Origin of the sequence: Vibrio sp. B1ASS3 (assembly GCF_905175355.1) — a bacterium.
GTDB lineage: Bacteria > Pseudomonadota > Gammaproteobacteria > Enterobacterales > Vibrionaceae > Vibrio > Vibrio owensii.
In genome coordinates this window covers 1,339,066-1,357,597 of the sequence record NZ_HG992742.1, presented here as the reverse complement: position 1 = coordinate 1,357,597, position 18,532 = coordinate 1,339,066, and the positions used below count along the sequence as shown (strand labels likewise).

The window sequence follows — 18,532 nt, the reverse complement described above, 5'->3', positions numbered from 1 at the left end:
TAGCTTAAGCGAGTAAATTATTCGCCTTTAGCAGCTTTGAAAGCGTCAGCCATTGCATTACCAAAAGCAGCTTCGTCTTGCTTGTTGATAGATGCCATTGCTTCTTGCTCTTCAGCTTCATCTTTAGCTTTGATAGATAGGTTGATTACGCGGTTCTTACGGTCTACACCTGTGAACTTAGCTTCAACAACATCACCAGCGCTTAGGATTAGAGAAGCATCTTCTACGCGATCGCGTGATACTTCAGAAGCACGGATGTAACCTTCAACGCCTTCTGCGATTTCAACTGTAGCGCCTTTAGCGTCAACAGCAGTTACAGTAGCGTTAACTAGAACACCTTTCTTGTTGTCAGCAACGTAAGCATTGAATGGGTCGTTTTCCATTTGCTTAACGCCTAGAGAAATGCGCTCACGCTCAGCGTCTACTGCTAGAACAACTGCAGAGATCTCGTCGCCTTTCTTGTACTCACGTACAGCTTCTTCGCCAGCAACATTCCAAGAAATGTCAGATAGGTGAACTAGACCGTCGATGCCGCCTTCTAGACCGATGAAGATACCGAAGTCAGTGATAGACTTGATCTTACCAGTAACTTTGTCGCCTTTAGCTTGTGCTTCAGCGAATGACTGCCATGGGTTAGCTTTACACTGTTTCAGACCTAGAGAAATACGACGACGCTCTTCGTCGATCTCAAGAACCATAACCTCAACTTCGTCGCCAACATTAACAACTTTAGATGGGTGGATGTTCTTGTTAGTCCAATCCATTTCTGAAACGTGTACTAGACCTTCAACGCCTTCTTCGATTTCAACGAAGCAGCCGTAGTCAGTTAGGTTAGTTACGCGACCAGTTAGTTTGTGACCTTCTGGGTAACGCTTAGCGATTGCTACCCATGGATCTTCGCCTAGTTGCTTAAGACCTAGTGATACGCGAGTACGCTCACGGTCGAACTTAAGAACTTTAACTTGGATCTCGTCACCAACGTTAACGATTTCAGATGGGTGCTTAACGCGCTTCCAAGCCATATCAGTGATATGTAGAAGACCGTCAACGCCACCTAGGTCAACGAACGCACCGTAGTCAGTAAGGTTCTTAACGATACCTTTAACTTCAGAACCTTCTTGTAGAGTTTCTAGAAGCTCGTCACGCTCAACGCTGTTCTCAGATTCGATAACTGCGCGACGTGAAACAACTACGTTGTTACGTTTTTGGTCAAGTTTGATAACTTTGAACTCTAGCTCTTTGTTTTCTAGGTGAGCAGTGTCGCGGATTGGACGTACGTCTACTAGAGAGCCAGGAAGGAAAGCACGGATACCGTTTAGTTCAACAGTGAAACCGCCTTTAACTTTACCGTTGATGATACCAACAACAGTTTCAGCTTCTTCGTAAGCTTTCTCAAGAACGATCCAAGCTTCGTGACGCTTAGCTTTCTCACGAGAAAGTTGAGTTTCACCGAAACCATCTTCAACAGCGTCTAGAGCTACGTCTACTTCAGCGCCAACTTCAACTTCAAGTTCGCCAGCAGCGTTCTTGAACTGTTCAGCAGGGATAGCAGATTCAGACTTAAGACCAGCGTCAACAAGAACGAAACCGTTCTCGATAGCTACTACAGTACCTTTAACGATGCTGCCTTGTTGGAATTCTGTTTCGTTTAGAAACTCTTCAAAGAGTTGAGCAAAAGATTCAGTCATTTATTTAATCTTCAATAAATTAAACGTCCACGGGTATCCTACCGCATGGGGTTATTAAACTCGCCAGTCATCATCCTTGCGACCAACGCTCTTAGCCTAGCCGAGCGTAATTACTCAGCTAGCTTCGATTCGATATATTGTAGTGCCTTTTCTACTACTTCGTCGATAGTCATCGACGTAGAATCTAGCACAAGCGCATCCTCTGCAGGGCGTAGTGGCGCCACTGGGCGGTTACGATCTCGGTCGTCACGCTCTTGGATCTCGCTCAAAAGGTCAGCAAATCTAACATCTAACCCTTTATCTTGCAACTGTTTAAGGCGTCGATTTGCACGCTCTTCTGCGCTCGCATCAAGGAAAATTTTCGCTTGTGCATTTTGGAAGACAACCGTACCCATGTCACGACCATCAGCAACCAGACCCGGAGCGGTCTCAAATGCACGCTGACGACGCAATAATGCTTCACGAACGCGTGGCAGTGCAGCCACTTTAGACGCTGCCATCCCCGTTTCTTCTTTACGAAGTTCACCAGAGACATCTTCGCCTTCTAGAATCACTTTTACTAGGTCACCTTCAGCAACAAACTGAACGTCTAGGTGAGTAGCCAGTGGAACAAGCGCATCTTCTGACTCAGTGTCTACGCCGTGGTGAATCGCTGCGAGTGCAAGAACACGGTAAATAGCGCCAGAATCAAGAAGTTGAAAGCCTAACTTCTTCGCTAGCAACATACATAAAGTGCCTTTACCTGCACCACTAGGTCCATCTACGGTAACAACCGGAGTTTGAGAGGACATGTTTTTCTCCACGTTGATGTGCGAATTTCGGTGCTTCCACCTAAATTCATTTCATTCTTAATTTTACGGTGCGGGAGTATATACCTAATAGTCTCAGGATACCATTTCTTTGCCCTCTCCTCGGTTCAGAATTTGCCGCTTTCTCTGCTCTGATTCTTTCTCTTAAAGCGCAATATCAAATGATGAATTTTCTCTAAGTTTCATTTTTCCGACCCGATCACACATTAGTAATACAATATTATTGTATATTAAATCATCTTATCGACGACCCTATAAAAATTGAGAACATAATATGAAGAAATTAGCGCTTACTTTTCTTGCTGCCAGCATTGCCTCTGCGTCTGCTATGGCTGCAACTTCGTCTAATGAATTAGCAAGCAAATATGAGCTAGATCCGACAAAGGCTCCTGCTCAAAACTTTGATATGACGAATTGGAAAATTACCTTGCCTGAACTGACTAAAGAAGGTGAACGCAAAGGTAAAGCATTAGAAATAGCCAAAGATGAGTTGGGCAATACAGAAATCCCTTATGTTCACCCTGAGTGGTTCTATACCAACAAAGAAACAGGTGCCGTGGTTTTTGTTGCACCAAATGAAGCACCGACCACTCCTAACAGCAAGAACACCCGTAGTGAACTTCGTGCCATGCTTGCTACACACTACGGTGAGCCGAAAAACAACTTTGTCGTCGCTTCTCACCCAAATGCTGCTGAGTACGGTGCAATTGGTGGCGAGCTAAACGCGACCCTGTCTGTTGACCAAGTCAGTACAAGTGGCAACTACAAAAAGAATGGTGCATTCGCTGTTGTTATTGGACAAATTCATGGTTCTGACAATGAGCCTTTAAAGATTTCTTACCGCAAACTGCCGGAGCATGAATACGGCTCTCTTTCATGGAACTACGAGTTAAACCCAACCAAAGAACTTCAAGACGCGAAAGATGAAAATGGTAAGAAGCTTCGCCAAGACATCCGCCACAACGTGTTCGGACAATACAACTTACGTAAAGGCGACGCAGACCCACAAGACGGCATCAAACTGGGTGAAATCTTCTCATACAGCGTGAATGTGGAAGGTGACATCATGCACCTGACTTTCACTAAGAACCCTGGTGAGAAAAATGCAGTTACTAAGACATTTGATGTGAATCTAGCAGAAGACAAATACCAAGGTCATGAAGTAGACCAAGGCTATGGTAACGATTGGATGTATTACAAAGCCGGTGCTTACAACCAATGTAATACGAAGAAAAGCAGTTCAGACTGTGAATGGCGCGGCATGGAAGCGGGTGATTATGCTCAAGCAAGCTTCTATCAGTTAGAACTGAAACAATAACGGTTAGAGCTGAACTAATAACCCGCCGCTGAAATAAAAAAACCAACTAAACAGTTGGTTTTTTTTGTTATTTCTTAAGCATTACACAATTGGCTTTTGACCGCGTTCTGCAAGTTTAAGTACGACACTATCAGCCACTTTACTTGCAACTCCGGCAAGCTTGTCTGCCAGTTTTTTCTTTTGCACGTAATGCACTGCTAGTACGGTTTTCTCTTTGCATGCTGCAACAACTAGATCGTCGGAAGTGCTGATTTCATCTACCAGTCCTAGCTCTTTCGCTTGCGTACCAAACCAGTGCTCACCTGTTGCGACTTTTTCAAGTTCTAGCGCTGGGCGACGTTCACTGATGAAGTCTTTGAACAGTACGTGTGTTTCTTCAAGTTCTTGTTTGAACTTATCACGCGCTTTGTCGGTGTTCTCACCAAACATCGTTAGTGTGCGTTTGTACTCACCTGCTGTTAGCTGCTCATATTCGATATCGTGCTTTTTCAACAGTTTGTTGAAGTTAGGGATCTGCGCGATAACGCCGATAGAACCGACAATTGCAAACGGAGCTGAAACAATCTTGTCTGCCACACATGCCATCATGTAGCCACCACTTGCTGCCACTTTGTCGACAGAAATCGTCAGAGGCAAACCGGCTGCTTTGATTCGGTCAAGTTGAGAAGATGCCAAACCATAGCCATGAACCATGCCGCCACCAGACTCTAGACGAAGTAGCACTTCATCGCCTTCACGAGCGACTGCTAATACTGCAGTGATCTCTTCACGCAGTGAACCCACTTCTTTTGCATCAATGCTTCCATTGAAATCCAACACGAACAGATGCGGTTCGCGCTTGCTATCAAGAGAACCTTCTTTGCTCGCTTGTTTGATTTCTTTCTCGCGAGATTTGTTCTTTTCTTTCTCTTCCTTCTTAGCCGCTTTATCACGAGCTTTGATGAAAGCGTCATCGTGTAGGTGATGCTCTAATTGTTCGATTGCATCTTTGTGACGTTCAGAAAGATTAGTGACTTCCAATTCGCCCTTTGCAGCACCCGATTTACCACCCGCCGATTTTGCAATAATCAGCAGCACAACTACTGCCGCAACAACGGTGACAATCTTGGCTAAAAACAGACCGTAATCTAATAAAAATTCCAATGAGAGTTCCTCTATCTCATACCAGTAATAGTCATCAATATGTTACGTAGAAAAATCAGAGAGAAGGCAAGAAAATCGGTAACCTCTTGTTCTGATTGATGGCGTTCAAATAACATACCGGACAACCGTTCTGGAATTGGTATAACACATGAATTGGTGTATTGTAACCAACTTGTCACGATTACCAAGATTTTCCATTGAGAAACAGGCGCATTTCTACACCAAGATGACGTCTGTTCGTCGGAATTAGATACAATAATAAGGATTAACTACCGTGAACTACTCCGTTTCAGCAGATGCCCTAAAAGGTAAAGTCATTCTTGTCACTGGTGCAGGCAATGGTATCGGTCGCCAAGCGGCACTTTCTTACGCTCAGCACGGTGCGACTGTGATTCTACTTGGTCGAAACGTTCAAAACCTTGAATCCATTTATGATGAAATCGAATCTGCAGGTTACCCTCAACCCGCGATCATTCCACTTGATCTGAAAGGTGCAACTAAACAGCACTACATCGATATGGCAGAAACCATCGAAGGTCAATTTGGTCGTTTGGATGGCCTGCTACACAACGCTGGCGTTTTAAGCACGCTGTGCCCGTTTGAGCAAATCAATGAAGAAGACTTCGACGACATCATGCAGATTAACGTGAAAGCAGAAGTCCTAATGACTCAAGCGCTACTGCCTATTATGCGTAATTCAGACGCAGGTCGTATTATCTTTACGTCTTCAACGGTGGGCCATTCTGGCCGTGCTTTCTGGGGTTCGTACGCCATCTCCAAATTTGCCGTAGAAGGTATGATGCAAGTATTGGCAGATGAACTTAGCGATACACCAATGCGTGTTAACGCGATTAACCCAGGTGCAACTCGTACTCGAATGCGTGAAAAAGCTTATCCAGGTGAAGATGCAAACACGCTAAAAACACCACTGGATATCATGCCGCTTTACCTTCACTTGATGGACCCAGCGGTTACAGATGTAAACGGTCAGTGCATCGACGCTCAACCCAAGCGTAAGTAACCTCTTCAGGTCACCTCACATAATCGATTGAAAAGGCAGCAAACGCTGCCTTTTTTCGTATTTCTGCCTATAAAAACCTTGCGACTTTCCATCACAGAAATATACTGTACATATATACAGGTATTTTATTTATGCAAGACATCATCCAACACTTAAAAAGCCAACACCTTGTTTGGCAAGCAAATTTGACCAAAGCAGACGAGCATCAGTTCCTGAATAGCTCAGGTTTCCCTGAACTCGACGCCCTGCTTGGCGGCGGCTTTCCTCCTCATGGCGTGGTGGAAATGGAATCTGTTGGCAGCATTGGCGAACTGCGCTTGCTTGCGCCTTATTTAGAAGCGTCTCTTTCGAGAGGGGTGACGGCATTCATTCAACCACCAGCGTTGATGAATTCATTGTTCCTACACAGCATTGGCTTGGACATCAACCAAGTATGGGTAATCACGCCTGAACATCAACGCGATGCGCTGTGGGCAGCAGAGCAATGCCTCAAGAGCGGCGTGTGTACCAACGTTTTGCTATGGCAAGATGAGCTAGAGATCCACCAAGTAAAACGCCTGCAAGTGGCGAGTGAGCAAGGCTCTTGCCCTCTGTTTATGCTCAAACCTAACATGACAAATCGCTTGTCTTTGCCTGTTTCATTGAGCCTGAAGCTACAAGGTCATGAGCAAGGTGTGAGTGTAGAAGTTCTCAAACGAAAAGGCGGTTGGAGCAAAGGTAACGTCGATATCAACTTCCAGCACCACTATCCGCAACTGGTGATGCCAAGCACAACTCGTATTCCATCCACGGTGGTCAATTTCCCATTGGCGAACCAAGGTTAGTGATATGGCTTTGTGGATATATTTGCACTTCCCTCGTCTACAGTTAGATGCACTCTTTGGTGATAACCAAGAGCAGCCCGTGGTGATTGTAGAAAGCCAACGTTGTCGGATCATTCAATACAACGAGATTGCCGAGCAACAAGGCATTAAGCCAAATATGGGCTTGGGTAGCGCGGCTTCTTTGTGCCGAGATTTGCAAGTGCATCCTTATCATCCGCAAACCGAACTGAGCAAGTTACAAGAAATTGCTCAATGGCTGTATTTGATTACGTCTGATGTCGTATTGATGCCAAACCAAGGCATTCTGCTACGCGCAACCCCGATGCTTAATCTGTATGAAGGGCTACAAAACTATTGGACTAAAGTCAGTGCTCATTTATCGGAGCTGAAACTGAGTTTTCAATTCGGATGTGGCTTTTCGCCTTTTTCTGCCAAATTGATGGCATTAGCAGGAGCGAATATCATCAGTGAAGATAGGTCTGTCATGCAACAAGCCTTATCACCGCTGCCGCTCACATTAACGGATTTATCAAGCACTACCGTAGAGAAGCTACAACGTGTAGGTGTCACCACACTGCAAGGGTTACTTGAACTGCCACTGCAAGACATCGCGCGTCGATTCGACATTGACTTGGTGAACTATGTTGGTCGCCTGACAGGGCAATTTAAACATCCTGTCGACTTTTATCATCCAACCGAATCCTTCCAAGTCTATTTGGAACTGTTGTTTGAGATTGAAAACGTTCAATGGGTGGAGAAGCCACTGGCTAAATTGCTTCGTCAACTCGAAACCTTTCTCAAACTGCGCGATAAAGTCGCGTTTGAGCTGTGTTTAACCCTGCATCAGCGGGACAAACAAGCACAGCACCTTCAGCTCACATCCGCGCAAGGCGATTACTTGTGCCAACGCTGGCAACAATTGGCGAGTTTGAGTTTGGAATCCGTCACGTTAAACGGTCCTGTTATTGGCCTGACGTTAAAAGTAGAGCGTCAAGGTGAACCTTTAAGCTCTGCACGCGATTTCTTTGCTGGGCAAAAAGGCCAAATGAACGCGTTAGAGCTGCTCTCTTTACTGCAAGCTAAATTGGGCAAAAGCGCGGTACTCAAACCCAATATAGCCTGCGATCCAAGACCAGAGAAAGCCAGTCAATATCGCCCAGCCGATGAGCCGGATGTGCCGATTAACACCATCCCTGCTCTACTGCGCCCAGCGATGCAATTACCCGCCCCTATCGCGCTACAAGAGCAAGTATCTCTAGTGCATGGGCCTGAGCGGATTGTCTCTGGATGGTGGGATGGTGACGAGATCATGCGTGATTACTACATTGCGCACACCAAACAAGGTCGCTGGTTATGGGTGTTTCGCGATCAACACAAGCATTGGTTTCTTCATGGCTATTTTTGTTAAATCGACAGTTATTTTTGTTAGGTCGTTATGAGTTACGCAGAACTGTTTTGTCAGTCCAACTTCTCCTTTCTCACTGGCGCTTCTCATGCAGAAGAGTTGGTGCTGCAGGCGGCATTTTATCGCTATCAAGCCATTGCGATCACCGATGAGTGCTCAGTTGCAGGCGTAGTAAAAGCTCATACGACCATCGAGCAACACAAACTCGACATCAAACAAATCGTCGGCAGCATGTTTTGGCTCAATGACGAGTGCCAAGTCGTGCTGCTTTGCCCTTGCCGTAAAGCTTACGCTGAGCTGTGCCGTATCATCACCAATGCAAGACGACGCAGCGAGAAAGGCACTTATCAACTGTCTGAATGGGATTTGATGTCGATTCGTCACTGCCTTGTGTTGTGGCTCCCGACTCATCAAGAGAATGACCATTATTGGGGACGTTGGCTCCAGCAACATCACGCTCATCGCTTATGGGTCGCGATTCAGCGTCATTTAGGTGGTGATGACGATGCTTACACCACACACTGTGAATTATTAGCAAACGAGTTCCAATTGCCGATTACCGCTTGTGGTGGCGTTTTGATGCATGCTGTTGAACGCTTACCATTGCAACATGTCCTGACAGCAGTAAAACACGGTTGTAGCGTTGATAAGCTCGGCTTTGGTCGTTTATCCAATGCCGAACGAGCATTGCGTCCATTGAACAAACTGTCTCGAATTTACAGATCCGAATGGTTAGCAGAAAGCTCCCATATTGCGAGCTTGTGCGAATTCAACCTCTCAGATCTGAAATACGAATACCCAACAGAGCTCATCCCTGACGGTCACACCCCAACTTCTTATCTGCGTCTGTTGGTAGAGCGTGGTAAAAAACTGCGCTTCCCTGAAGGTGTTCCCGCAGACATTCATCAGACCATCGAGAATGAATTAACCCTCATTGAAGAGCTGGAATATCATTATTACTTTCTGACCATTCACGACATTGTAATGTTCGCTAAGCAGCAAGGCATTCTCTATCAAGGGCGAGGCTCTGCGGCAAACTCGGTAGTGTGTTACTGCTTAGAAATCACTGCCGTCGATCCTAGACAAATCTCAGTATTGTTCGAACGCTTTATTAGCCGAGAACGAAAAGAGCCACCAGACATTGATGTCGACTTTGAACACGAGCGCCGTGAAGAAGTCATTCAATATATTTACAAAAAGTACGGGCGCGAGCGTGCCGCTCTGGCAGCAACCGTTATCAGCTATCGCTTTAAAAGCGCCGTGCGTGAAGTGGGCAAAGCGTTGGGGATTGAAGAAACTCAGCTAGACTTCTTCATCAAAAACGTCAATCGCCGTGATCGTAGCCAAGGTTGGCAAGCGCAAATCATCGAATTGGGATTACAACCAGAGTCGTTAAAAGGCCAACAGTTTATCCAGTTAGTGAACGAGATCATCGGATTCCCGCGCCATTTATCTCAGCATGTAGGCGGCTTTGTGATTTCATCTGGCCCTTTGTATGAACTGGTGCCTGTCGAGAATGCTTCGATGGAAGATCGCACGATTATTCAATGGGATAAAGATGATTTAGAAAGCTTAAAGCTATTGAAAGTCGATGTACTTGCTCTCGGCATGTTAAACGCGATCCGTAAGTGCTTTCAATTGGTCGAGAAACACCACCAGCGATCCCTGTCGATTGCTGAGATCACGCGCCTGCAAGACGATCTGCACGTATACCGCATGATCCAAAAAGCCGATACTGTTGGCGTATTCCAAATCGAGTCTCGCGCGCAGATGAGCATGCTGCCACGCTTAAAGCCTGCACGTTACTACGACTTAGTCGTGCAGATTGCTATTGTTCGCCCGGGCCCTATTCAAGGTGATATGGTGCATCCGTTTCTAAAACGACGAAATGGTGAAGAGCCGATTAGCTATCCATCTGAAGAAGTGAAAAGCGTACTAGAGCGCACTATGGGCGTGCCGATTTTCCAAGAACAAGTGATCAAACTCGCGATGGTCGCCGCTGGGTTCAGTGGTGGTGAAGCCGATCAACTGCGCCGTGCGATGGCAGCATGGAAGAAGAACGGCGATCTTGCCAAGTTCAAACCTAAACTGATCGACGGGATGCGTGAGCGTGGTTATGACTTAGAATTTGCGGAGCGAATCTTCGACCAAATCTGCGGTTTTGGTGAATACGGTTTTCCAGAAAGCCACTCAGCCTCTTTCGCAGTATTGGCTTACTGCTCTGCATGGTTGAAGTTTTACTATCCTGCTGAGTTCTATACTGCCCTACTTAATAGTCAACCGATGGGGTTTTATAGCCCTTCGCAATTGATTCAAGATGCGCGCCGACACGGTGTTGAAGTGCTGCCTGTTTGCATCAATCACTCGTCGTATCAGCATCATTTGGTCAAACGTCCTAATGGCCGTCTTGGCGTACAACTGGGCTTTCGTTTAGTAAAGGGCTTTAATCAAGAAAGCGCTTCTCGATTGGTTGAGCGCCGACCAACAACTGGGTATCGCTCTATTCAAGAGGTAAAACAGATCTTAAGAAACCGCCGTGATATTGAACTGCTCGCTTCTGCCAATGCGTTTCAGATCCTTTCAGGTAATCGCTATAACGCTCGTTGGGCTGCGATGGATTCGTTATCAGATTTACCCTTGTTCAACCACATGGAAGAACCAATGGCGAATTACCAAGCTCAACCATCGGAATACGAGAACTTGATTGAAGATTACGCCAGTACCGGGTTGTCACTGAGTCGCCACCCGATAACCTTGCTAGAAGAAGCAGGTAAGTTACCGCGCTTTACTCGGATGAAGCAGTTAGTTGAAAAGGAGCACAAATCTTTAGTGACGGTCGTTGGTGTCGTAACAGGTAGGCAATCTCCAGGCACCGCAGCAGGTGTGACTTTTTTCACTTTAGAAGACGATACGGGCAATATTAATGTGGTGGTCTGGCGAGCAACCGCCCGCGCTCAAAAGCAAGCGTATCTCACATCAAAAGTCTTGATGGTCAAAGGGATTTTAGAAAGAGAAGGAGAAGTGACACATATAATTGCAGGGAAGCTCATCGATTGTACACACAACCTTGCTGAGCTAAAAAGTAAGTCGCGCGACTTCCATTAAATCATCATATTTTGGGGGCTGGAAAACACATTTCGCCGAAAAAAGTAAAGGGAGGTAAACCCTCCCTTTTTCGATTCTGCTGAATTAATCCTCAGCCATCGTTTCCGTACGCTTACTCTTGTATTTCCTATACAGTAACAAGGATAAAGTCATAATGACTTTAGATGTTAGCCATATCATTAAACGGAAGTACCCTAGGTTAATAGGTGAAAAGTGACGTGATATACCTACATATTTCATTGTCAGAAATATGTAAAATAGTATAGCAATCGCAGTTCAATTAATCACCTACCCTTATGGATTAATTCTTCGCCGATTAATTAACGCCCGTATATAAAACTTGACGCATTCTATCTTGTGAAACTTCGACGAGAAGGTCCGGTTGGAACTTAGAAATAAAGCGGTCGCAGCCCACTTTCTGCACCATGGCCTCGTTGAAACTACCACTTAAGGAGGTGTTCAGCGTAATGAACAGTTTGGACATTCGAGGATCAGAGCGCACTTCATGCGTCAGTCTGTAACCGTCCATTTCTGGCATCTCTGCATCCGTGATCATCATCAGCAGTTCTTTCTCGACGTCTTTACCTTCATCACACCAACGCTTAAGGACCGTCAATGCTTCTAGACCATCGCGGCATTCAATGATGTTCAAACCAAGCTGAGACAAGGTATCTTTCACCTGATTACGGGCCGTTGAAGAATCATCAACAATCAGAACATTACGACCAATCATGGCTTGAGCTAGCTCTTGATCTAAAATGCCATCAGAAATGGTGACGTCGTAATGGACAATTTCCGCCAACACTTTTTCTACATCAATGATTTCAACGATTTGTGATGAATCACCGTCCTTCACTTGCGTGATTGCGGTTAGGTAGTTAGAGCGGCCAGATGTCGATGGCGGCGGCTGAATCTCTGTCCAAGCGGTATTGATGATGTTGCGCACGGGCCCGACAAGGAAACCCTGAATAGAGCGGTTGTATTCGGTGATGATCAAATTTTCTTCTTCTGCTTCGCCACGCAGTGGTGGGAAACCAATCGAACAACGCAGATCAATCACAGGCACGGCTTCGCCGCGCAAAGACGCTACACCACGGATGTTGTAATGAGAGCCCGGGAGTTTCGTCAGTGGAGGCAGCTTAATCACCTCTTTCACTTTAAAAACGTTAATCGCAAACAATTGGCGACTATTCAGTGTGAACAGCAAAAGCTCCAGTCGGTTTTCACCCACTAGATTCGTACGCTGATCTACCGTATTTAACACTCCGGACATACCACTACCTAACTTTGAACGACAACCTATCACTCTTTACAGAAAACCGTGTTGAAACAACAAAGTAAACCTTTTGTATGAGTGCTCTACATTACTTACGAAAATTACATTAATGCTATAGATATAGCAATGAAACAGCGCCCAGATTGGCGTTTTCGGCACTGAGAAGATTAAAAAAGGGCGAACTGTAACGTTCACCCTTTTCTTCAAGTTGAGTTGATGCAAGAAAGATTAACCTTCAATCACCTTCATCAACAGTTGTCCATCGTATAGCGCCTGCTTCACTAGCGCAGCGCCCGGCATCGTCGCTTGCTTATAAAAACGAGATTCCACCAGCTCAAGGTCTTGATGATAAACAGGTAAACTTTGCTCTTCGATACAACGACGAATCGCAGGATAAAGCACATCTTTCGCTTGGTTGATTACCCCACCAATCAAGATTTTCTCTGGGTTGAATAGGTTGATTACAATCGCAATCGCAGAGCCTAAATAGCGACCTAGTTTCTCAATCACGTCAACCGCAAGAGGATCACCGTTCGCCGCCGCTTCACAAATGCTCTCGATGCTCATTTCTTCGTGCTCAGCAAGAATAGAAGCTTCACCGTTGGCAATACGAGTAACCACCTCTTCGCGGATTGCCTGCGAACTCGCTACCGTTTCAAGACAACCAATGTTGCCACAATGACAGCGCTTGCCGTTTGGATCGATTTGGATATGGCCAAGTTCGCCGATGTTACCGTGACGACCTTGCAGCACGCGACCATCTAAGATGATACCCGCACCTAAGCCATGGTGGATGGAGATAAGCACCGAGTTATCGTTCTCTTGCGAATGTCCGAACAGCTTTTCTGCCAGCGCCCAAGCACGCGTATCGTTGGCAATAAAGACAGGTAAGCCCGTTGCTTTGTAGATTTCTGGGCCTAACGCCAAGTTCTCAACATTGTAATGCGGCATTTGCAATACGATGCCCTGCTCTGAGTTCACTAGGCCAGGCAAAGTAATCGCAATACTGGTGACACGATCGAGTTGATCAGCGTAGGTTTGGAAGAATTCATCAATTTCGTAGAGTAAGCGTTCAAGCACGTCGTCTTGGTCGCGTTCATGGATATCGATTTTGGTATCGATAAGAACATCACCGCCAAGCTCGTGCAGTGCGATGGTCAAGTAACCTCGCCCTAAGCGCATCGACAAGAATTGCCAACCTTCATTATTGACCTGTAAACCCACTGCAGGACGGCCACGGCTCGTCGCTTCCTGAACAGTAGTTTCATGAATCAGATGGGCTTCAATCAACTCTCGAGTGATCTTAGTGATACTCGCAGGCGCAAGCTCACTTTGCTTGGACAAATCGATTCGAGATATTGGACCCTTCAGGTCAATTAGTTTGTATACACGACCAGCATTGACCTGTTTGATATGATCAATATGGCCCGGTTGAGCCATGTACATCTTGCACTCCGAAATTCTATAACGGGATAATTTTTTTACTTTGCGAAGTAATTGTGAAGTGAATTGATAAATCCCCGTGACAAGCATCACGTATAAACATGTTTGTTTGTGTATTCAATCAAATAACCAGAAATCTACTCCTGTTAAATTGTTTGAAAAATAACTTATTTTATTCATCAAATTAGGTAACAAAGCCTGCGCCTTAATGTTTTTTCAGCACTTTGACCTAAATGCGAACAATCTGCGCATACTGTGCATATACTTAGCGAGAATAGAATTCGAGTTATCTAGTCCTACACCTGCATTCTTCGGAGAATCTATGACTTCCATATTAAGAAGAACAAAAATTGTCACAACGCTTGGCCCATCAACCGATAAAGACAATGTCCTTGAGGAGATAATCAAAGCTGGAGCAAACGTCGTTCGTATGAACTTCTCACACGGTACCAGCGATGACCACGTTCAACGTGCAGAAAAAGTAAGAGCTATCGCGGCGAAGCTTGGTCGCCAAGTGGCGATACTTGGTGACTTACAAGGTCCAAAAATTCGCGTTTCCACCTTCAAAGACGGCAAAATTCATCTCAACGTCGGCGATAAATTTACGCTAGACAGCGACCTACCAAAAGGCGAAGGCGATCAAGACTCCGTTGGCTTAGATTACAAAGAGCTCCCACAAGACGTCTCTCCTAATGACATCTTGCTGCTTGACGATGGTCGCGTGCAATTGCAAGTGACTAGCGTTGAAGGCAACAAAGTCCACACCCGAGTAACGGTCGGTGGCCCTCTTTCCAACAACAAAGGCATCAACAAAAAGGGCGGCGGCCTATCTGCGGATGCACTTACTGAAAAAGACAAAGCAGACATCCTCACCGCTGCCAAAATCAAAGTCGATTACCTCGCTATCTCATTCCCTCGCAATGGCGAAGATATGCATTACGCTCGTCGTTTGGCGCGAGACGCAGGTCTTGAAGCGAAACTCGTGGCAAAAGTGGAGCGTGCTGAAACCGTCGCTACCACAGAATCCATTGATGACATCATCTTAGCGTCTGACGTTGTTATGGTTGCTCGTGGCGACTTGGGTGTCGAAATTGGTGACCCAGAGCTCATCGGTGTACAGAAGAAGCTGATTCGCCGTGCTCGCAGCTTAAACCGTATCGTGATTACTGCGACCCAAATGATGGAATCGATGATGGCTGCGCCAATGCCGACTCGTGCGGAAGTTATGGACGTAGCAAACGCTGTTCTCGACGGCACGGATGCAGTGATGCTTTCCGGTGAAACTGCAGCGGGTCTATACCCAGTGGAAACCGTGAAATCCATGGCTGAAGTGTGTATAGGTGCAGAGAAGATGTCAGAAGCGAGCCTGTCGACTTACCGATTGGACCGCACATTTGCGACCGCAGAAGAGACCATAGCTATGTCGACCATGTATGCTGCCAACCATATGGAAGGTGTTAAAGCGATGGTTTCTCTGACCGAATCCGGTCGAACCGCTTTGATGATGTCTCGCTTAAGCTCTGGTTTGCCGATTTTCGCACTGTCGCGTAATGAATCAACGCTAAACCGAGCTGCATTGTATCGTGGTGTTACTCCCGTGTTCTTTGACTCCAAAGGCGGCGCAGGCTTAACCACGGCTCACGCAGCAATCGTAACACTGAAAGAGCAAGGGTTACTGGATGAAGGAGACTTGGTGATCTTCACTCAAGGTGATGTGATGGATGTAGTAGGTTCAACCAACTGCATGCGTATTTTGTCCGCTTAGTACTTTCCCAAAAAACCATAAAGGCTCCAAACGGCTGTCTCTTGATCACAAGTCTAGTGATCAAGAGACATTGCGAGCTCGTAGCCTTCAAGGATGGTTTGCAGTTTAAACCATCCTTCCCATAGTGCCTTTATTGAAGCTCTGCCCGTCCTCTTGGTATCTTTCCAACCGCCTAATTTAGCAAGATTTCTGTACGCCCAGCTCATATCGGGTACTTCTTTAGGTAATGTCTTGCTTTCTAGTTTCAACCACAGCAGCTTCCAAGCTTTTGTGCCCAAGGCCTTTTCACAACTTTCTGTTGATAGCTCATCAACTTCTTTAATGAAACGTAACGCCAATAAACGAGTCGCAACAAAGGCATAGATGACACTTAACCTCTCTAAGTTACCTTTACTTTGGAGTCTTAGTGACTCCACATCCGTACCTTCACTTTTCCAGACTTTATGGAAGTCTTCAATCAGCCATCGACGCTCGTAATAACCGATAATTCTCATGGCGTCTTCAACGTTGTTTATTGGCTCCGACGTCAAGAGGTGCCATGCTAACTTGTCTTTTGATGCCCCTTGCTCAAGGCAACCAACATAATAAACAGGTATGCCTGCGTGCTCTTTTTTGTTTGCCGGAGCCTTTAATGTCACCTGACCATATTTAACGTCAAGCTTTACATCTCTCGCTTTTCTCCCTCCTTTTTGGGGGATGGTAAGCTCCTTTGTCTCGACACTTGGTAACGCTTGCGCATAGTCGTAAAGCTTTTGAGCGTGTTCTTCTAGACAACGACTTTGCATTGAGCGAACGACAAAGCGCTGCTGATGTTGACGTTTATAAGTTAAGTATTCGAATAGGTCTGCTTCTCGGTCACAGACCGAGATAACATCTAACATCTTATCCCCTAGGCGCTCAACGACACGGCGAGAAGCTTGCTCCCATTTGTAACTCTCTTTCTCCTCGTAAGGACGAGTCGCGTGTTGGTGCTTTTGCCCACGCTTAGTAATATCTCGGCTCCATCGTTGTTGCTCTATAAGACCAACAATGGTCTGACTTTGTGGTGCAAAAAGTAACGTCGAATGTACATGGAGAGCTCGAATTCTGTCGCCTTGATTCGTGTGCCCGAGTTCATCTTTTATACTTCGATGAGGAAAACAGAGCGTTGTTGTATCTTCAAGCGCGAGTAATTCCTCATGCTCGTTAGCTCGAGATACCGTTGATTGAAAACCTGCTTCAGCGATGTCTTTTGCATCGATGTTTTCATTGCGGATAAAGCGATATGCCCCTTCCATATCGGCGGGAGAAAAAGGAAGTTTAGCCACGGAGACTCCTGGTTGATTAGCAATGGAAGTCGCTAAACTGATGAGGCGTTGTGTTCTTCGAGGATCTTTAAGTTGTGCTTGTCCAAATTGTTCTTGCGCCCAAAGTTTAGCGTCTGAGTGTGTCATCTTAGTGTTTCAGTAAGGATTCTTAAGTGATCAGATCGCACACACTTGAAAGAGTTCAAAAAAAAATCCCTAAGCTACAAGCTTAGGGATTTGTGTATAAGAGACAGCCAAACGGAGCCTTTTCTTTTTTCGGATACTTGATTTCAATCTAAGCCGTTTCTCGGCCATCTATGTTCAATTTGTCATAGAGTTGAATCAAATTGAAACCCGTTTGCAGACCAAGTTGATAATCGTGCTCTAACGCTTCTGGATCACTCAACAAAGACGATGACTGTAACTCTTCTTTAGGTGCCAATTGCAAAATAAAGGTGTCATCGGGCGGAGCGGTTAAGAACGCTTGCGTCAATTCGAAGGTTTGGTAGTGAATCATCAACATGTCAGCCAATCCAGAATCGAAGTTTTCACCAATCAGGTGGCTCAAGCGATAAAGATTATCCGCCCCAAACAACCAGCGTCCGCCATTGAGCAGCTTTCTACCCGACAATTTCGATTGATGAGCCGCATTAATTTTCTGCTGTAAGAAGCTACTCCAATCCTCTTTCCATTGGTGAACTTTGTGTTGCCAAGACTCTTGCACAGAGTTAATCGACTCGCGGTACCATTTGATACCCTCTTCACCAATCTCGGCTTGTACTTTGGCTTCTGCTTCAGAAAAAGGCTCGGTGCGAATCACGATAATGTTACGTGCATTCTTTCTCCATGCTTCTTGCACAGGAATCGAGGCAGAGACCCCACCATCAACGTAAGGATGCCCATTTACATCCACAGGCCCCAGATACAATTTAGGGATCGCGCAAGTGGCAACCATGGTATTGACCCAATCCCCACCGAGTATCGGCAAGTATTGATCAGAGAGAGTATCGACATTTGTCACCGCAGCAAACGCACCACGGGCACCTAACGCAGTTTTCCCCATATCGAGGTCAAGTTTATAAGGGTAATCTTGAATGCGCTCTAAGGCCCATTCCAAGCCCAAATATTGCTTCTTGCGGATATAACGGAAAAGATTAAAGAATTCGTTGGAAGTAGTGAGATCCGTAATGAAAGCCTTGCCCATGCCGTGTTGACGACAAAGGTAAGCACACAAATTCAGAGCTCCGGCTGATGTGCCATAGAATTCATCGAATGGATCGAAATTAGAAAGAAGGAATGCATCCAACACTCCAGCGGTAAAAATCCCTCTCTGCCCTCCTCCTTGTGCGACAAGGGCAGTTTTGCCATTTCTGTAGCGCTCATACATCTCAATGTCGAGCTCTGCATGGCGATCAGTGATAATACCGCTGTTGCGTGTCATAGGCGTAT

Annotated in this window: 13 protein-coding genes; 6 read left to right on the top strand and 7 right to left on the bottom strand. The window is 45.8% G+C overall.

The annotated features are described in order from the left end of the window. Positions 1-17 precede the first annotated feature (17 nt). Together rpsA and cmk are read right to left on the bottom strand one after the other, a co-directional pair. Positions 18-1,688, bottom strand: a complete 1,671-nt coding sequence (rpsA, locus tag KJB05_RS06210) for a 30S ribosomal protein S1 (protein WP_005438969.1) — start codon at positions 1,686-1,688, stop codon at positions 18-20. Between the two features lie 110 nt (positions 1,689-1,798). After that, positions 1,799-2,479: a (d)CMP kinase gene (cmk, locus tag KJB05_RS06205; RefSeq protein WP_005438973.1), complete on the bottom strand. Its 681-nt coding sequence runs from the start codon at positions 2,477-2,479 to the stop codon at positions 1,799-1,801. Between the two features lie 292 nt (positions 2,480-2,771). Between cmk and KJB05_RS06200 the strand changes: the two genes are divergently transcribed. Then, the gene (locus KJB05_RS06200) at positions 2,772-3,815 is read left to right on the top strand and encodes a polysaccharide lyase family 7 protein (RefSeq protein ID WP_208444354.1); all 1,044 of its coding nucleotides are present in this window, start codon (positions 2,772-2,774) and stop codon (positions 3,813-3,815) included. Positions 3,816-3,896: 81 nt separating this feature from the next. Here the strand turns inward: KJB05_RS06200 and sohB are convergent, their stop codons facing one another. Next, positions 3,897-4,958 (bottom strand): protease SohB, encoded by a 1,062-nt coding sequence (gene sohB, locus KJB05_RS06195; protein ID WP_005439550.1) that lies wholly within the window; start codon positions 4,956-4,958, stop codon positions 3,897-3,899. Between the two features lie 274 nt (positions 4,959-5,232). On the opposite strand from sohB, the gene KJB05_RS06190 reads away from it, so the two are divergent. The 4 genes from KJB05_RS06190 to KJB05_RS06175 all read left to right on the top strand — a co-directional run bounded on the left by KJB05_RS06190 (position 5,233) and on the right by KJB05_RS06175 (position 11,313). Next, positions 5,233-5,979: a YciK family oxidoreductase gene (locus KJB05_RS06190; RefSeq protein ID WP_005439551.1), complete on the top strand. Its 747-nt coding sequence runs from the start codon at positions 5,233-5,235 to the stop codon at positions 5,977-5,979. Between the two features lie 131 nt (positions 5,980-6,110). Then, positions 6,111-6,803, top strand: a complete 693-nt coding sequence (gene imuA / locus KJB05_RS06185; RefSeq protein WP_208444353.1) for a translesion DNA synthesis-associated protein ImuA — start codon at positions 6,111-6,113, stop codon at positions 6,801-6,803. A gap of 4 nt (positions 6,804-6,807) precedes the next feature. Next, the gene (locus tag KJB05_RS06180; RefSeq protein ID WP_208444352.1) at positions 6,808-8,211 is read left to right on the top strand and encodes a DNA polymerase Y family protein; all 1,404 of its coding nucleotides are present in this window, start codon (positions 6,808-6,810) and stop codon (positions 8,209-8,211) included. A gap of 27 nt (positions 8,212-8,238) precedes the next feature. Beyond that, positions 8,239-11,313, top strand: a complete 3,075-nt coding sequence (locus tag KJB05_RS06175; RefSeq protein WP_208444351.1) for an error-prone DNA polymerase — start codon at positions 8,239-8,241, stop codon at positions 11,311-11,313. 316 nt (positions 11,314-11,629) lie between these two features. Here the strand turns inward: KJB05_RS06175 and KJB05_RS06170 are convergent, their stop codons facing one another. Continuing rightward, entirely contained in the window at positions 11,630-12,586 is a 957-nt protein-coding gene (locus KJB05_RS06170) for a chemotaxis protein CheV (protein WP_005439567.1), read from the bottom strand. A 231-nt stretch (positions 12,587-12,817) separates the two neighbouring features. Beyond that, entirely contained in the window at positions 12,818-14,035 is a 1,218-nt protein-coding gene (locus tag KJB05_RS06165) for an ROK family protein (protein ID WP_009707015.1), read from the bottom strand. Between the two features lie 319 nt (positions 14,036-14,354). Here KJB05_RS06165 and pyk point away from each other — a divergent pair, with 319 nt between their 5' ends. Further along, entirely contained in the window at positions 14,355-15,797 is a 1,443-nt protein-coding gene (gene pyk, locus KJB05_RS06160; RefSeq protein ID WP_009707016.1) for a pyruvate kinase, read from the top strand. A 53-nt stretch (positions 15,798-15,850) separates the two neighbouring features. Here pyk and KJB05_RS06155 read toward each other — a convergent pair whose 3' ends face one another. Further along, positions 15,851-17,230 carry an IS4 family transposase gene (locus KJB05_RS06155; RefSeq protein WP_213053078.1) on the bottom strand — a complete coding sequence of 460 codons (1,380 nt, stop codon included), beginning with the start codon at positions 17,228-17,230 and terminating at the stop codon, positions 15,851-15,853. A gap of 148 nt (positions 17,231-17,378) precedes the next feature. Then, entirely contained in the window at positions 17,379-18,524 is a 1,146-nt protein-coding gene (locus KJB05_RS06150) for a patatin-like phospholipase family protein (protein ID WP_020196405.1), read from the bottom strand. Positions 18,525-18,532: the final 8 nt, after the last annotated feature.

Excerpts from the sequence above, each read along its gene's own strand:
- rpsA (WP_005438969.1), bottom strand. The coding sequence starts at position 1,688 with ATGACTGAATCTTTTGCTCAACTCTTTGAAGAGTTTCTAAACGAAACA.
- cmk (WP_005438973.1), bottom strand. The coding sequence starts at position 2,479 with ATGTCCTCTCAAACTCCGGTTGTTACCGTAGATGGACCTAGTGGTGCA.
- KJB05_RS06200 (WP_208444354.1), top strand. The coding sequence starts at position 2,772 with ATGAAGAAATTAGCGCTTACTTTTCTTGCTGCCAGCATTGCCTCTGCG.
- imuA (WP_208444353.1), top strand. The coding sequence starts at position 6,111 with ATGCAAGACATCATCCAACACTTAAAAAGCCAACACCTTGTTTGGCAA.
- KJB05_RS06180 (WP_208444352.1), top strand. The coding sequence starts at position 6,808 with ATGGCTTTGTGGATATATTTGCACTTCCCTCGTCTACAGTTAGATGCA.
- KJB05_RS06175 (WP_208444351.1), top strand. The coding sequence starts at position 8,239 with ATGAGTTACGCAGAACTGTTTTGTCAGTCCAACTTCTCCTTTCTCACT.
- KJB05_RS06170 (WP_005439567.1), bottom strand. The coding sequence starts at position 12,586 with ATGTCCGGAGTGTTAAATACGGTAGATCAGCGTACGAATCTAGTGGGT.
- KJB05_RS06165 (WP_009707015.1), bottom strand. The coding sequence starts at position 14,035 with ATGTACATGGCTCAACCGGGCCATATTGATCATATCAAACAGGTCAAT.
- pyk (WP_009707016.1), top strand. The coding sequence starts at position 14,355 with ATGACTTCCATATTAAGAAGAACAAAAATTGTCACAACGCTTGGCCCA.
- KJB05_RS06155 (WP_213053078.1), bottom strand. The coding sequence starts at position 17,230 with ATGACACACTCAGACGCTAAACTTTGGGCGCAAGAACAATTTGGACAA.
- KJB05_RS06150 (WP_020196405.1), bottom strand. The coding sequence starts at position 18,524 with ATGACACGCAACAGCGGTATTATCACTGATCGCCATGCAGAGCTCGAC.